Origin of the sequence: Streptomyces sp. 6N223, assembly GCF_052246635.1 — a bacterium.
GTDB lineage: Bacteria > Actinomycetota > Actinomycetes > Streptomycetales > Streptomycetaceae > Streptomyces.
Window position 1 is genome coordinate 33164 of the sequence record NZ_JBQQCA010000009.1, and the last position, 13849, is coordinate 47012.

16 protein-coding genes are annotated in these 13849 nt (G+C 74.4%); 6 read left to right on the top strand and 10 right to left on the bottom strand.

The window, feature by feature from the left end:
* Nucleotides 1-14: 14 nt before the first annotated feature.
* A complete protein-coding gene (locus tag ACTWQH_RS08480; RefSeq protein ID WP_443285760.1) occupies nt 15-1331 on the bottom strand; it encodes a DUF6986 family protein in 1317 nt (438 codons plus the stop codon).
* Between the two features lie 197 nt (nt 1332-1528).
* Between ACTWQH_RS08480 and ACTWQH_RS08485 the strand changes: the two genes are divergently transcribed.
* Nucleotides 1529-1813 (top strand): hypothetical protein, encoded by a 285-nt coding sequence (locus ACTWQH_RS08485; protein WP_443285761.1) that lies wholly within the window; start codon nt 1529-1531, stop codon nt 1811-1813.
* Between the two features lie 40 nt (nt 1814-1853).
* On the opposite strand, the gene ACTWQH_RS08490 is transcribed toward ACTWQH_RS08485, so the two are convergent.
* The 6 genes from ACTWQH_RS08490 to ACTWQH_RS08515 form a co-directional block, all read right to left on the bottom strand.
* The gene (locus ACTWQH_RS08490; RefSeq protein WP_443285762.1) at nt 1854-2816 is read right to left on the bottom strand and encodes an electron transfer flavoprotein subunit alpha/FixB family protein; all 963 of its coding nucleotides are present in this window, start codon (nt 2814-2816) and stop codon (nt 1854-1856) included.
* Nucleotides 2817-2884: 68 nt separating this feature from the next.
* A complete protein-coding gene (locus ACTWQH_RS08495; RefSeq protein ID WP_443285763.1) occupies nt 2885-3670 on the bottom strand; it encodes an electron transfer flavoprotein subunit beta/FixA family protein in 786 nt (261 codons plus the stop codon).
* Nucleotides 3671-3790: 120 nt separating this feature from the next.
* Entirely contained in the window at nt 3791-4132 is a 342-nt protein-coding gene (locus tag ACTWQH_RS08500) for a TlpA family protein disulfide reductase (RefSeq protein ID WP_443285764.1), read from the bottom strand.
* A gap of 77 nt (nt 4133-4209) precedes the next feature.
* Nucleotides 4210-5325, bottom strand: a complete 1116-nt coding sequence (locus ACTWQH_RS08505; protein WP_443285765.1) for a threonine aldolase family protein — start codon at nt 5323-5325, stop codon at nt 4210-4212.
* Nucleotides 5304-6074, bottom strand: a complete 771-nt coding sequence (locus tag ACTWQH_RS08510) for an SDR family NAD(P)-dependent oxidoreductase (protein ID WP_443285766.1) — start codon at nt 6072-6074, stop codon at nt 5304-5306. The genes ACTWQH_RS08505 and ACTWQH_RS08510 overlap by 22 nt, the downstream gene beginning before the upstream one ends.
* Before the next feature lie 91 nt (nt 6075-6165).
* Complete coding sequence (locus tag ACTWQH_RS08515) at nt 6166-7572, bottom strand: DUF6421 family protein (RefSeq protein ID WP_443285767.1); 1407 nt, start codon at nt 7570-7572, stop codon at nt 6166-6168.
* Nucleotides 7573-7662: 90 nt separating this feature from the next.
* On the opposite strand from ACTWQH_RS08515, the gene ACTWQH_RS08520 reads away from it, so the two are divergent.
* Nucleotides 7663-8364 (top strand): glycerophosphodiester phosphodiesterase, encoded by a 702-nt coding sequence (locus ACTWQH_RS08520; protein ID WP_443285768.1) that lies wholly within the window; start codon nt 7663-7665, stop codon nt 8362-8364.
* On the opposite strand, the gene ACTWQH_RS08525 is transcribed toward ACTWQH_RS08520, so the two are convergent.
* Nucleotides 8348-8974 carry a GNAT family N-acetyltransferase gene (locus ACTWQH_RS08525; RefSeq protein WP_443285839.1) on the bottom strand — a complete coding sequence of 209 codons (627 nt, stop codon included), beginning with the start codon at nt 8972-8974 and terminating at the stop codon, nt 8348-8350. The two genes, ACTWQH_RS08520 and ACTWQH_RS08525, sit on opposite strands and share 17 nt — an antisense overlap.
* Nucleotides 8975-9139: 165 nt before the next feature.
* Between ACTWQH_RS08525 and ACTWQH_RS08530 the strand changes: the two genes are divergently transcribed.
* The 4 genes from ACTWQH_RS08530 (at nt 9140) to ACTWQH_RS08545 (ending at nt 12293) form a co-directional block, all read left to right on the top strand.
* A complete protein-coding gene (locus ACTWQH_RS08530) occupies nt 9140-9715 on the top strand; it encodes a DUF5134 domain-containing protein (protein ID WP_443285769.1) in 576 nt (191 codons plus the stop codon).
* 71 nt (nt 9716-9786) lie between these two features.
* Nucleotides 9787-10734 carry a M56 family metallopeptidase gene (locus ACTWQH_RS08535; RefSeq protein ID WP_443285840.1) on the top strand — a complete coding sequence of 316 codons (948 nt, stop codon included), beginning with the start codon at nt 9787-9789 and terminating at the stop codon, nt 10732-10734.
* Nucleotides 10735-10784: 50 nt separating this feature from the next.
* Entirely contained in the window at nt 10785-11480 is a 696-nt protein-coding gene (locus ACTWQH_RS08540) for an HAD family hydrolase (RefSeq protein ID WP_443285841.1), read from the top strand.
* A 180-nt stretch (nt 11481-11660) separates the two neighbouring features.
* Nucleotides 11661-12293, top strand: coding sequence for a TetR/AcrR family transcriptional regulator (locus ACTWQH_RS08545; protein WP_443285770.1), 633 nt, complete (start codon nt 11661-11663; stop codon nt 12291-12293).
* Between the two features lie 218 nt (nt 12294-12511).
* Here ACTWQH_RS08545 and ACTWQH_RS08550 read toward each other — a convergent pair whose 3' ends face one another.
* Together ACTWQH_RS08550 and ACTWQH_RS08555 are read right to left on the bottom strand one after the other, a co-directional pair.
* Nucleotides 12512-13015, bottom strand: coding sequence for a dihydrofolate reductase (locus tag ACTWQH_RS08550; protein ID WP_443285771.1), 504 nt, complete (start codon nt 13013-13015; stop codon nt 12512-12514).
* Nucleotides 13012-13809 (bottom strand): thymidylate synthase, encoded by a 798-nt coding sequence (locus ACTWQH_RS08555; RefSeq protein ID WP_443285772.1) that lies wholly within the window; start codon nt 13807-13809, stop codon nt 13012-13014. Before ACTWQH_RS08555 ends, ACTWQH_RS08550 begins: the two co-directional genes overlap by 4 nt.
* Between the last annotated feature and the right edge of the window lie 40 nt (nt 13810-13849).

A 13849-nucleotide genomic window follows, 5' to 3' on the forward strand; every position in this document is an offset into this window, starting at 1 on the left:
TCCAGCCCGCCCCATCATGGTGTGCGAGGAGTTGTGCGGCCGCCGGCGAGGGCCGCGAGGGCGTCGGGGACCAGCCCGGTAGGGCCGGTCACCTCGGCGGCGTCGAGGGCGCCGCAGTGCAGGCCGCGCAGCAGGAATCCGGCCAGGGCGCGGGCGGTGGCGGGTTCGTCGAGAACGCCGGGGGCGTCGTCGCCGGCGCGGAGGGTGTACGCCGCCAGCCGGGCGGTGGCGGGGCCCAGGCTCTCGCGGTAGAAGGCGTAGACCGCCGCGTAGCGGGTGGGCAGGTGGCCGGGGTGCAGGTCCCAGCCCTGGTAGAAGGCGCGGTGGAGGGAGCGGCTCACCAGGCGGTGGTGCAGGCGCCATGCGTCGTGGACACGGTCAGCGGTGCCGGTGGGCAGGACGTTGGTGGAGCCGTCGGAGAGCTGCACTCCGGTGCCGGCGGCGGCGGTCTGCATGACGGCCTTGGCGTGGTCGGCGGCGGGGTGGTCCAGGGCCTGGTGGGCGGCGGCGACCTGGCAGGCGGCGCTGTAGTCGTAGGTGCCGTAGTGGAGGCCGGTGAGGCGGCCGTCGGCGGCGTCGATCAGGCGGGCGACGGTGGCGCGGCCGTCGGGGCCGAGGATGGCCTGGGTGGTCTCGATCTGGATCTCGAAGCCGAGGCGGCCGGGCGCGAGGCCGGTGGCCTGCTCGAACGCCGCGCACAGCCGGGCCATGGCGGCGGCCTGTCCGGCGTGGCTGACCTTGGGCAGGGTCAGGCGCAGGCCGGGGGGCGGCGGGCCGGCGTCCAGAAGGGCGGTGAGGAAGACGTCGAGGGTGCGGATGGCGCGGTCGCGGACGCCGGGCTCCAGGCTCTTCATGCGGATGCCGAGGTGGGGCGGGGCGGCGGGTGAGGCGGCGAGGCGGGCGACGAGCCGGGCGGCACGGGCGGCGTCGGCGTCCTCCTCGGCGTCCGGGCGGTGGCCGTAGCCGTCCTCGAAGTCGATGCGCAGGTCCTCGACGGGCTCGCGCCGGAGCTTGGCGCGCACGCGGTCGTGGACGGGGGCGGCGAGGGCGTCGGGGATGCCGAGGACGGCGGCGAGGGCCTCGGGGGTGGGGGCGTGGGCGTCGAGGAGGGCGAGGGCCTCCTCGCCCCAGGCGCGGGGGGTGTCGGGGGTCAGGGCGTCGGCGGGGACGTAGACGGTGTGGACGGGCTGGCGGGTGCCGGGGTCGCCGGGGTAGCGGCGGGCGAGGTCGGCGTCGACGGCGGCGAGCGACGCGGCGATGCCGGCGCGCGCGGCCGGGTCCAGGCTGGTGGCGACCGGCGGTGGCGGCGCCTGTGGTTCTCGCTGCGGCATGAGGGCCTCCGCCCGCCGAGGTTTTTCAACAGTCCGTTGAAGTCCTGGGTCACCGACGCTAACCGGCGGCCGGGCGAAACACAACGGACGGCCCGACACCCGGCGTTCACGGTGCGGGGCCGAAGCGCCACGGAGGATTGACCGTGGGGCAAAGGGCGTGTCACGCGCCTGCCGGAGGCTGATGGCAGCGGAGAGAAATGCCCGCACACATCAGCACTTCGGAGGACATGATCGACATGATGGACCATTACCAGTTGGTGGCGGGGCTGGCGTTGAAGCGGCTGTGGGAGGACGACGGCAGCGGCCCGCCGCCGGTCGTCGGCGGGCACGAGGCGGACCGGCGGGCGAGCCTCGCCGCCTCCCGCCCGGCCTCGGGCTCGGGGTCCGCCTCCGCGTCGCCTCTCCCGGAGGCCTCTCCCGGCCGCCGACGGCGGGGCGGGGTACGCCGCGGGCGCGGCGGCGCGCCCGCCACGGTCACCTGACGGCGGCGGCCGGGGATCGAGGGGCCCGCGGGGGCGGCGTTCAGCCCTTGCGGGCCCTGACCTCGTCGGTCAGCGCCGGGACGACGTCGAACAGGTCGCCGACGACGCCGTAGTCCACCAGCTCGAAGATCGGCGCCTCGGCGTCCTTGTTGACGGCGACGATCGTCTTGGAGGTCTGCATCCCGGCGCGGTGCTGGATGGCGCCGGAGATGCCGGCCGCGACGTACAGCTGCGGGGAGACAGTCTTGCCGGTCTGGCCGACCTGGTGGGCGTGCGGGTACCAGCCGGCGTCCACGGCGGCCCGGGAGGCGCCCACGGCGGCGCCGAGGGAGTCGGCGAGCGCCTCGATGAGCGCGAAGTTCTCCGCACCGCCCATGCCGCGCCCGCCGGAGACGACGATCGCCGCCTCGGTGAGCTCGGGCCGCCCGGTGGACTCGCGGGGGCTGCGGGTGACGACGCTGGTGCCGGTGGCGAGGGGGCCGAAGGTGACGGCCAGCTCCTCGACGGTACCGGCGGCCGGCGCGGCCTCGGGGGCGGCGGAGTTGGGCTTCACGGTGATGACCGGCGTGCCCTTGGTGACGCGGGAGGTGGTGGTGTAGGCGGCCGCGAACACCGACTGGGTGGCGACGGGGCCGTCCTCGCCGGCCTGGAGGTCGACGGCGTCGGTGATGATGCCCGAGCCGAGCCGGACGGCCAGGCGGGCGGCGATCTCCTTGGACTCGGCGGAGGAGGGCAGCAGGATCGCGGCCGGGGAGACGGCGTCGGCGGCGGCCTGGAGGGCGTCCACCTTGGGCACCACCAGGTAGTCGGCGAACTCGGGGGCGTCGGCGGCGAGGACCCGCGCCGCGCCGTGCTCGGCGAGGACGGGCGCGGCGGTGGCGGCGCCGGCGCCGAGGTGGACCGCGACCGGGTCGCCGAGGCGGCGGGCGAGGGTGAGCAGCTCCAGCGTGGGCTTGCGGACGTCGCCGTCGAGGTGATCGACGTAGACGAGGACTTCGGCCATGGTTCAGGGCTCCTGGATGGCTGGCGGTGTGGTCGGGTGTCTCGGGGTGTCGGTCGGGCCGGGCGGCCTCAGACGAACTTGCGCTCGGCGAGGAAGGCGGCGAGTTGCTTGGCGCCCTCGCCCTCGTCGGTGACGATCTCGCCCGCGGTGCGCGGCGGCCGCGCGGTGACGGACTCGACCGCCGTGTGGGCGCCGGCGAGGCCGACCTCCTCGGCGTCGATCCCGAGGTCGTCCAGGTCCAGGCTGGTCACGGACTTCTTCTTGGCGGCCATGATCCCCTTGAAGGAGGGGTAGCGGGCCTCCCCCGACTGGTCGGTGACGGAGACGACGGCCGGCAGCCCGGCGCGCAGCCGCTCGCTGGCGGCGTCGCCGTCGCGGCGGCCGGTGACGGCGCCGTCGGCGACGGCCAGCTCGGACAGCAGGGTCACCTGCGGAACGCCGAGCCGCTCGGCCAGCATGGCGGGCAGCACGCCCATGGTGCCGTCGGTGGAGGCCATGCCGCAGATCACCAGGTCGTAGCCGGTGTGCTCGATGGCCTTGGCGAGCACGAGGGAGGTGCCGAGGGCGTCGGTGCCGTGCAGGTCGTCGTCCTCGACGTGCACCGCCCTGTCCGCGCCCATGGACAGGGCCTTGCGCAGCGCGTCGTTGGCGTCCTCGGGGCCGATGGTGACGACCGTCACCTCGGCCTCCTCGGCGTCCTCGGCGATCCGCAGCGCCTGCTCGACGGCGTACTCGTCGAGCTCCGACAGCAGGCCGTCGGAGGACTCCCGGTCGGTGGTCAGGTCCTCCGCGAAGCCCCGCTCGCCCGCGGCGTCGGGCACGTACTTCACACAGACAACGATCCTCAGGCTCACGCCGGCTCTCCTCACCGCTGTTCTTAGTTACTCGTGAGTACATCCAGGGTATGCCACCGCGTCAAGGATGCCGTGCTGTGACGTTGCCGACGCCACGCGCCCCCGTCTTCTCCGGGTTCCTCAGGGGATCGCGGCGCCGAGGGCGGCGATGACGTCGGCCTTGCGCGGCTGGCCGGAGCCCCGGTGGGCCACGCGCCCGCCCGCGTCCAGCACCAGGACCGTCGGGGTGTGCGCGATCCCGAGCGCGCGGACGAGGTCGAGACGCTTCTCGGCGTCGATCTCGACGTGTGTGACGCCCTCGACCATACCGGCCACCTCCGACAGGATCCGGCGGGTGGCCCGGCACGGCTGGCAGAAGGCGCTGGAGAAGTGCACGAGCGTGGCGCGCTCCCCCAGCCGCCCGGCGCCGATCTCGCCGGCGGCCAGCCGCGCCGGCCGCGTGCCCGGGGCCTGTCGGCTCATCTCCTCACACCCTCCCGTCGCCGTCACGGTGCAAGCGCCCGGCGGGTGGCGTTCATTCCCGCCGGGCGGGACGCCCTTCAGCGGGCCATCTCCTCGCGCAGCGCGGCGACGAAGCCGTCCACGTCCGCCTCGGTGGTGTCGAAGGAGCACATCCAGCGCACCAGCCCCGCCGCCTCGTCCCAGTAGTAGAAGCGGTAGCACTTCAGCAGGCGTTCGGACACCTCGTGCGGGAGGGCGGCGAAGACGGCGTTGGCCTGGACCGGGTAGCGGATCTCGACGCCCTTCACGGCGCTCACGCCGTCCGCGAGGCGCCGGGCCATGGCGTTGGCGTGGGCGGCGCCGCGCAGCCACAGGTCGCCGGCGAGCAGCGCCTCGAACTGCGCGGAGACGAAGCGCATCTTGGCGGCGAGCTGCATGGACAGCTTGCGCAGGTGCGGCATGGCCGTGACCGCCCCGGGGGTGAGGACGACGACGGCCTCGCCGAAGAGCATGCCGTTCTTGGTGCCGCCGAAGGAGAGCACGTCGACGCCGGCGTCGGTGGTGAAGGCGGCGAGCGGCAGGCCGAGGGAGGCGGCGGCGTTGGCGATGCGGGCGCCGTCGACGTGGACGGTCATGCCGCGCTCGTGGGCGTGGTCGGCGAGGGCGCGGATCTCCTCGGGCGTGTACCGGGTGCCGAGCTCGGTGGACTGGGTGAGGGAGACCACCTGCGGCGTGGCGCGGTGCTCGTCGTCGAAGCCGAACGCCTCGCGGTCGACGAGCTCGGGGGTGAGCTTGCCGTCGGGGGTGGGCACGGGGAGCAGCTTCAGGCCGCCGACGCGCTCGGGGGCGCCGCACTCGTCGGTGTGGATGTGGGCGCTGTCGGTGGTGATGACCGCGCCGCGGCGGTCGGTGAGGGCCTGGAGCGCGACGACGTTGGCGCCGGTGCCGTTGAAGACCGGGTGGACCTCGGCGCGGGGGCCGAAGTGGGCGCGGAAGACGTCCTGGAGGTGGGCGGTGTAGTCGTCGGCGCCGTAGGCGGGCTGGTGGCCGCCGTTGGCCAGGGCCAGGGCGGCCAGGATCTCGGGGTGGGCGCCGGCGTAGTTGTCGCTGGCGAAGCCGCGCACAGCGGGGTCGTGGCGGCGCCGGGCGTCGGTCGCGGGCGCCGGGGCGCCGGCGCCCGCGTCGCCGGGCGTCACGGCTGGGGGGTGAGCCACAGGCGGGTTCCGTTCACTTCCTCGGCGGGCCGGCTCCACAGCTGCCGGACGGACTCGGCCAGGTCCTTCACGTCCGTGAAGCCCGCGAACTTCGCGCCGGGGCGTTCGGCGCGCAGCGCGTCGTGGACCAGGGCCTTGACGATCAGGATGGTGGCGGCGGCCGGGGGCGGGCCGTCGCCGCCCGCCTTGCGGAAGCCGTCGGCGAGGGCGAGGGTCCACGCCTCGGCGGCGGACTTCGCGGCGGCGTAGGCGGCGTTGCCCGCGGTCGGCCTGGCGGCGCCGGCCGCGCTGACCAGCACGAAGCGGCCGTTGCCGCTGCGGGCAAGGGGGCCCTCGAAGGCGAGGGAGGTGTGCTGCACGGTGCGCACCAGCAGATCGTGCAGGGCCTCCCAGTCGGCGAGGTCGGTCTCGGCGAAGGAGGCGGAGCCGCGCCAGCCGCCGACGAGGTGGATCAGGCCGTCGACGCGGCCGAACTCCTTCTCGGTCTTGGCCGCCCAGTCGCGGGCCTCCGCCAGGTGGAGCAGGTCGACGGTGTCGCCGGTGACGGTGGCGCCGCCGTGTGCGAAGCGGGCGGCGTCGACGCCCAGGGCGAGGCGCTCGGCGTCGGCGTCGGACGCCACCACGACGGCGCCCGCCTCGGCCAGGCGCTTGAGGGTCGCGTGCCCGGCGGGGCCTCCGGCGCCGGCCACGGCCACCACGGCGCCCTCCAGCTCGCCGCCCGCGCCGTTGCCGGGGGTCGTGGTGCTCATCGCGGTCACCTCCGTTGCGTGCGGGGTGGGTGTGGTTGTGGTGCGTGCTGTCGTGCGTATGGGTCCATGATGCCGCGTAACGCCGCCCGGGTCAGGCCGCCCGGGTGGCGGGGGCGGCGGCGGTGATGCCGCGCGTGGACTCGATGACGCGGCGCAGCTTCTTCGCCAGCGCCTCGTAGAACAGGCTCAGCGGGAACTCGTCGGGCAGCACGTCGTCCACCAGCCTGCGCGGCGGCAGGCTCAGGTCCAGGGCGTCGGGGCCCTTGGCCCAGGTGGAGCCGGGGTGCGGGGCGAGGTAGGCCGAGACGAGCTCGTACGCCTTGAGCCAGTGCACGATCTTCGGGCGGTCGATGCCGCGCCGGTAGAGGGTCTCGATCTCCTCGCGCAGCCGGGCGGTGACCTCGCGGGCGCGGTCCCAGTCGATGGTGAGGCGGTTGTCGCGCCAGCGCAGGGCGTCGTTCTGGTGGAGGCAGGCGAAGAGGAGCTGGCCGCCGAGGCCGTCGTAGTTGCGGTGGCGCTCGCCGGTGACGGGGAAGCGGAAGAGGCGCTCCAGCAGCACGGCGTACTGCACGTCGCGGCCCTGCGGGTAGCCGTCGGCGGCGAGCAGGCCGGCCTCGTGGAAGGCGGTCAGGTCGCAGCGCAGCTCCTCCAGGCCGTACATCCAGTACGGCTGGCGCTGCTTGATCATGAAGGGGTCGAACGGCAGGTCGCCGTGGCTGTGGGTGCGGTCGTGGATCATGTCCCACAGCACGAAGGTCTGCTGGCTGCGCTCCTGGTCGGTCAGCAGGCCCTGGGCGTCCTCGGGCAGGGTGAGGCTGGTGACCTCGCAGGCGGCATGGACGACGCGGCGAAAGCGGGCGGCTTCGCGGTCGCAGAAGATGCCGCCCCAGGAGAAGCGCTCGGGGGCCTTGCGGACGGCGATGGTCTCGGGGAAGAGCACGGCGGAGTGGGTGTCGTACCCGGGGGTGAAGTCCTCGAAGGCGATGCCGAGGAACATCGGGTTGTCGTAGCGGGTGCGCTCCAGCTCGGCCAGCCAGTCGGGCCACACGACGCGCAGGGCGACGGCCTCCAGGTTGCGGTCGGGGTTGCCGTTCTGGGTGTACATCGGGAAGACCACGAGGTGTTCGCGGCCGTCGGCGCGGCTCGCGGCCGGCTGGAACGCCAGCAGCGAGTCGAGGAAGTCGGGAACGCCGAAGCCGTCGGCGGCCCAGCGGCGCAGGTCCTGCTCCAGGGCGCGGTGGTAGGCGGCGTCGTGCGGCAGCAGGGGGGCCAGCTCGCGCACGGCCTCGATCACGCTGTCGAGGTGGCGCTCCACCTCGGCGCGGCCGGGGGCGCCCTCGGCGTCGAAGTCGATGGAGCCGTCCTTCGCCTGGGCAGGGCGGATGGCCGTCACGGCCTCCTTGAGCCTCGACCACGCGGGGTGGGCGGCGAGGCGCCCCTCCCCGGAGGGGCCAGAAAGTCCACGATCACGCCCGGCGGACGCAAGAGTTTCCGTCATAACCCATCCTTTGCCGAAGTTCCTTGCGCGTAATCACGGTAGCTGGCGGAGTTTCTTCGATCAACCGGAGGCGCGTGAGATCCTGGCGCCATGCCGCTGCTGACCGTTGGACACCGCGGGCTGATGGGCGTGGAGCCGGAGAACACCCTGCGGTCGTTCCGCCGGGCCGACCGCGCCGGGCTTGACGTCATCGAACTCGACCTGCACCTCAGCAAGGACGGCGAGCTGGTGGTGATGCACGACGCCGAGGTGGACCGCACCACCGACGGCACCGGGCCGGTCGGCGACCTCACGGTGGCCGAGCTGCGGGGCCTGGACGCGGGCGACGGGGAGCGGATCCCGCTGTTCACGGACGTGGTGGACGCGGTCGGCGCGCCGTTGCAGGCCGAGATCAAGGACCGGGCGGCCGCCCGGGTGCTGGCCGCCCTCATCGAGGACCGGGGGCTGGGCGAGCGCGTCACCGTCATCTCCTTCCACGACGACGCGCTGGCCGAGACGGCGGCGCTGCTGCCGGGCGCCGCCCTGGGGCTGGTGACCGGGCGCTCGACGGACTCCGCGCCGGAGCGCGCCGCGGAGCTGGGCGCGGGCCTGGTCTCCTGCGAGCTGGCCTACCTGGACGCGGACGTCGTCGGGCGCTGCCACGCGGCGGGCGTGAAGGTGCTGGCGTGGACGGTGAACACCCCGGCGGAGCTGGCACGCGCGCGGCAGCTGGGGCTGGACGGGGTGGTGACGGACCTGCCGGAGATCGTGCGGGCGGCCCGGTCGGACGCGGGCGCTACGGCAGGGGCTTGACCAGCAGTTCGAACTCCAGGTCGCCGCGGCGGGGGATGCCGAACCGCTCGTCCCCGTACGGGAAGGGGCTGCGGCGGCCGGTGCGGGCATAGCCGCGGCGCTCGTACCAGGCGATGAGATCCTCGCGCGCGGAGATGACCTTCATCCGCATCTCGGTCGCGCCCCACTCGGCGCGGGCGCGGCGTTCGGCCTCGGCCAGGAGCAGCTTGCCGACGCCGCCGCCCTGGAGGGTGGGGCGTACGGCGAACATCCCGAAGTAGGCGGCGGGGCCCCGGCCTTCCGGCCCGTCGTGGCGTTCGATCTGGCAGCAGGCGACGAGTTCGGCGTCGCCCTCGCTCTCGGTGTCGCTGTCGCTGGCGCACTCGGCGACGAGCAGCTGGCCGCCCGGGGCGCGGACGAGCGAGCGGACCTCCTCGGGGTCGGTGCGCTGGCCGTCGAGGAGATGCGCCTCGGTGGTCCAGCCGACGCGGCTGGACTCGCCCCGGTACGCCGACTCCACGAGGGCGACCAGCGCGGGGACGTCGCCCTCCGCGGCGATGCGGAAGCGCAGGCGCGGTGGCCGCGCCGTCGTCGCCGCCGGGCCGCCCGGCACCTCCGGCACCCCTGACACCCCTGACACGCCGGCTCCTCCTCGGTCTCTCGGCCCGGGCTCGGGCGCTACAGGCCGGAATGCTAGCGCGCCGCCTCACGCCCCCCGAGTCTCCGGTGCGCTCCCCTGAGCGCCCGCGGTGGCGGGCAGCCTCCCCGCGGAGGCGGCGCGGTGCGGGAGGGCGTGATGCACGGACCGGAGCCGGTGGGCTGGCTGCTGGTGGCGCTGGGCTGCGGCACGGGCGGGTACTGCCTGCTGCGGCTGCGCGGCGTGCGGGCGTGGTGGCGGCAGGGCGCGGCGGCCGAGGGTGTCATGGGGCTGGGCATGGCGGCGATGGCGGGGGTGACGGCGCCGGCGGGGCTCGCGCCGCTGCTGGGCGCGTTCTACGCGGCCGTGACGGTGTGGTGGGTGCTGCTGCCCGGGGCGGGCGCCGGGGCCGGGCACCGGGCGCACCACCTGGCGGAGGGCGCGGCGATGGTGTACATGGCGCTGGCCATGGCCGGGGACGGCGAGGGGCGGCACGCGCACGTGGGGGGTGCGGGGGGCGTGCCGTGGCTCACGGGCGCGCTCGCGGCGTACTTCGCGCTGCGGGCGCTGCGCGCCGGGCGGCGGCTCGTGCCGGCGGCGGAGGCCGCGCCGCACGGCACGGCGGCGAGCGGGGCGGCGGCGGGCGGGGCGGCGGGCACGCGGCCGCCGGAGGTGGTGGCGGCCTGCCGGGTGGCGCTCAGCATGGGGATGCTCGCGATGCTGCTGACGCTGTGAGGCTCGCCCCTGCGCGGGCGGGCCTCGGTGCCGGGCTGTCAGAGCCGCGATCTAGGCTGTGGCGCATGGTGATCACGCTCACGTCGACGCTGCTCGTGCTGGGCGGGCTCGCCGCGCTGCTGGCGCCGCGCCTGCTGGGCCGCGGCAGCTGGCCGGAGCGGGAGCCCGTGCTGGCGCTGTGGGTGTGGCAGTGCGTGGTGGCGGCGGTGCTGCTGTGCTGCGTGTTCGCGATGGCGCTGTGCGGGGCCGCCGCCTGGCAGGAGGTGCGCGGCCAGGTGTTCGCGCCCGCGCCCAGCGAGGTGGTGCAGGCGTACGCCGTCCACCCCGACGGTCGGCGGTGGGCCGCCGCGGTGGCCGTGGCGCTGGCCTGCGGCGGGCTGTGGACGGCGGTGATGTTCGGCCGCGAGGTGAGGGCGGCACGCGCGGAGCGGCGCCGCCGGCGGGCCGGGCTGCTCGCCCGCGTCCCCCGGCTGCCGGGCGAGGAGCCGGACGCCGGCGACCGGCTCCTCGTGCTGGAGGACGAGCGGCCCGACGCCTGGCTGCTGCCCGGGTCCGGCCCCCGGCTGGTCATCACGACCGGCGCGCTCCGGCGGCTGACGGGGCGGCAGCTCGACGCGGTGCTCGCCCACGAGGAGGGCCACGTGCGGGCCCGCCACCATTGGCTGCTGTACTGCGCGGGCACGCTGGCCAGGGGTTTCCCGGGGGTGCCGGTGTTCGCGGCGTTCCGGCGCCAGGTGCACCGGCTGGTCGAGCTGGCGGCCGACGACGCCGCCTCGCGGCGCTTCGGGCGGCTCACCACCGCCCTGGCCCTGGTCGGCCTCAACGAGGACCGTGGCGTCTTCGGCGAGGCGTCCGCCGTCCACCGGGCCGAGGTCCCCCAGCGCGTCAGCCGGCTGCTGCATCCCGCCCGGCGGCTGTCCGTGGCACGCCGGCTGCACATGACCGCCGCGGCGGCGGCCCTGCCGGCGATACCGGTGCTGGTGACCTTCGCGCCGGGGCTGACCGCGCTCCGCGGCTAGCAGACCGTTCGGGGCGGACGGGAGGAGGGCAGGAGAGGAGGATGCAACGCATGACGATCAAGGGCGTTCTCTTCGACTTCTCCGGGACCCTGCTGCGCATCGAGCCGGCCGTCTCGTGGCTGCGCACCGTGCTGGACCGGGCGGGGGTCGAGCTGCCCGAGGAGGAGCTGGCGCGGTGCGCGGCGGCGCTGGAGGAGGCGGGGGCGCTGCCGGGCGGCGCGCAGCCGCAGGACGTGCCGCCGGAGCTGCGGCCGCTGTGGCGGGAGCGGGACCGCGACGCCGCGCGGCACCGCGCGCTGTACACCGGGCTGGCCCGCCAGGTGCCGCTGCCGCGCCCGGAGTTGTACGACGCGCTGTACGACCGGCACCGCGAGCCCGGGGCGTGGCGGCCGTACCCCGACGCCGCGGCGGTGCTGCGGGAGCTGTCCGCCCGGGGCGTGGCCGTCGCCGTGGTGAGCAACATCGGCTGGGACCTGCGCCCCGTCTTCCGCTTCCACGGGCTCGACCCGTGGGTGAGGGAGTACGTGTTGTCGTTCGAGCACGGCATCCAGAAGCCGGATCCCCGGCTGTTCCGCGCGGCATGCGAAGCGTTGGGGGTGGAGCCGCGCGAGACGCTGATGGTCGGGGACGATGCCACGGCGGACGCGGGGGCGGCGGGGCTGGGCTGCGCGGTGCACCTGGTGGACCACCTGCCGGTGACCGACCGGCCCTCCGGGCTGCTTCCCGTGCTCCGGCTGGTGGGCTGAGCCCGCGCCGAGCCTCTCCGGCGAGGCCGGGGCCACCGCCCCGGCGGCGGTTTCGGGCGGTCCCCCGCTCCGCCCGAAACCGGCACCGGGCCGGTCCCGCCCCGTTGGCCCAGGGCCGGGCAGGCTCCAACAAGCGCACTGAGTATATTGGCTCGGAGCCAGTCAACGCGGGAGTCCAGCATGTCCCCTCGCAGCGCATCCGTCAATGAAGAGATGCGCCGACGCTCGCGGACCCGGCTCCTCGAGGCCACCGTGGAATTGGTGTCGGAGCGGGGCTACGAGTCCACCACGCTGGGCGACATCGCGGACCGGGCGGGCTCGGCACGGGGCCTGATCTCGTACTACTTCCCGGGAAAGCGCCAGCTCCTGCAGTCCGCCGTGCACCGCCTGATGCACCTCACCCTCGCCGAGGCGCTGGAGCGCGAGCCGCCGCCCTCGGGGCCGCAGGCCGGGCGGGAACGCCTGGCGCGGTCCATCGACGCGATCCTCGGTATCGCCCGCGACCGCCCGGTGCTGATGCGGGCTCACATGGCGGGCCTGCTGCAGGCGGAGGGGTTCATCCAGTGCGCGGAGCAGCAGCGGCTGGCGGCGTTGCTGCGGGACACCATGGTGCGCTACGGCTCGCGCGACCCGGACGCCGACTATCCGCTGCTGCGGTCGCAGCTCATGGGCGCCGTGGTGGCGCAGCTGCTGCCGGGGGCGCCGATGCCGATGGCACGGATGCGGGCCGAGTTGTTCGGCCGCTACGGGCTGTCCTGGGAGCTGGGGTTCCCGCCCGAAACAGGACCGGAAGGCGGCCCTGTTCTCGCATAGCTACGGCGGCCGGACATGCAGCGCCGTGTGACTGCCGTGGTCGTCGTTTCCCGTCAGCCGGGTGTCTCGCTGAGCTGAACGAGTGATCTCGGGCCGGGCGGAGAGGTGCGGGTGCGGCTGGCCGGGAGGCGGGGGCAAGGCGTCCGGCGGCACCGGGGTGAGAGCCGGGCTTACCACAGGGCCGGTTCAGAGGCTGATCAGGGTGTGTGAGTCGCCTGTCACCGGCTGTATCTGCGGATGCGGTAGCGCAGTCCGGACGCGGATGACTGCCAGCCGTTGTCCTCGGTGACTGTCCACGTCGGGTCCGGTGTCGGGGCGTAGGTGTCGCCGTCCACCGTCAAGTCGACCTCAGTCACCGAGAGCATCGTGGCGTATCCCAGGGCGGCCCGGTAAATTTCCCCGCCGCCGATCACCCATGCCGCGGCGGGGGCAGCTGACTCCGACGGCTCGGCCGCGAGTTCCAGAGCCTGGGCGATGGATCCGGCACGTTCCGCGCCGTCGGCCACCCACAGTGGATCACGAGTCACCACGATGTTGCGCCTGCCGGACAGCGGGCGGAACCGCGGAGGCAGCGAATCCCACGTTCTGCGCCCCATCACCACCGGATGCCCCAGGGTGGTTGCCTTGAAATGCGCCATGTCCTCGGGCAGGCGCCACGGAATCGCGTTGCCCGCGCCGATCACGCCATCGAGGGTCTGCGCCCAGATCAGCCCGACGTTCACACCGCGACCGGGGCTTTGATGGCCGGGTGGTGTTGGTAGTCGAGCACTTCCACATCGGAGTAGGCGTATGCGAAAAGCGAGCCGGCCTGGCGCAGACGCAGCCCGGGGAACGCGAACGGGGTGCGCGAGAGCTGCTCGGTCACCTGCTCCACATGATTGTCATAGATGTGGCAGTCGCCGCCGGTCCAGATGAAGTCACCCGGTTCGAGGCCGACCTGCTGCGCCACCATGTGCGTGAGCAGGGCGTAGCTGGCGATGTTGAACGGGACACCGAGGAACAGGTCCGCGCTGCGCTGGTACAGCTGGCAGGAGAGCTTGCCGTCGGCGACGTAGAACTGGAAGAAGGCGTGACACGGCGCGAGTGCCATCTTGGAAAGCTCGGCGACGTTCCAGGCGGAGACGATCATCCGGCGGGAGTCCGGGTCCCGGCGCAGAGTGTCGAGTACCTCGCTGATCTGGTCGATGTGCCTGCCGTCCGGAGCGGGCCAGGAACGCCACTGTGCGCCGTAAACCGGACCGAGCTCGCCGTTCGCGTCGGCCCATTCGTCCCAGATGGTGACGCCGTGCTCACGCAGCCAGCCGACGTTCGAGTCGCCGCGCAGGAACCACAACAGTTCGTACACGATAGATCTGAGATGCACCTTTTTGGTGGTGACCAGCGGGAACCCCTGCGAGAGGTCGTAGCGCAGGTGGTGCCCGAACACACTTCGGGTGCCGGTGCCCGTCCGGTCGGCTTTGGCCGCCCCGGAGGTGAGTACCAGCCGCAACAGGTCTTCGTACTGGGTGTCCGCCACAGCCGCGAGTCTACGGGCCGCCTACAAGGCGCACTCGACG

What these genes read in the sequence shown, in the direction of transcription:
- ACTWQH_RS08530 (WP_443285769.1), top strand. Translation starts at nt 9,140, where the DNA reads ATGCACGGACCGGAGCCGGTGGGCTGGCTGCTGGTGGCGCTGGGCTGC.
- ACTWQH_RS08520 (WP_443285768.1), top strand. Translation starts at nt 7,663, where the DNA reads ATGCCGCTGCTGACCGTTGGACACCGCGGGCTGATGGGCGTGGAGCCG.
- ACTWQH_RS08515 (WP_443285767.1), bottom strand. Translation starts at nt 7,572, where the DNA reads ATGACGGAAACTCTTGCGTCCGCCGGGCGTGATCGTGGACTTTCTGGC.
- ACTWQH_RS08540 (WP_443285841.1), top strand. Translation starts at nt 10,785, where the DNA reads ATGACGATCAAGGGCGTTCTCTTCGACTTCTCCGGGACCCTGCTGCGC.
- ACTWQH_RS08490 (WP_443285762.1), bottom strand. Translation starts at nt 2,816, where the DNA reads ATGGCCGAAGTCCTCGTCTACGTCGATCACCTCGACGGCGACGTCCGC.
- ACTWQH_RS08480 (WP_443285760.1), bottom strand. Translation starts at nt 1,331, where the DNA reads ATGCCGCAGCGAGAACCACAGGCGCCGCCACCGCCGGTCGCCACCAGC.
- ACTWQH_RS08500 (WP_443285764.1), bottom strand. Translation starts at nt 4,132, where the DNA reads ATGAGCCGACAGGCCCCGGGCACGCGGCCGGCGCGGCTGGCCGCCGGC.
- ACTWQH_RS08510 (WP_443285766.1), bottom strand. Translation starts at nt 6,074, where the DNA reads ATGAGCACCACGACCCCCGGCAACGGCGCGGGCGGCGAGCTGGAGGGC.
- ACTWQH_RS08485 (WP_443285761.1), top strand. Translation starts at nt 1,529, where the DNA reads ATGCCCGCACACATCAGCACTTCGGAGGACATGATCGACATGATGGAC.
- ACTWQH_RS08545 (WP_443285770.1), top strand. Translation starts at nt 11,661, where the DNA reads ATGTCCCCTCGCAGCGCATCCGTCAATGAAGAGATGCGCCGACGCTCG.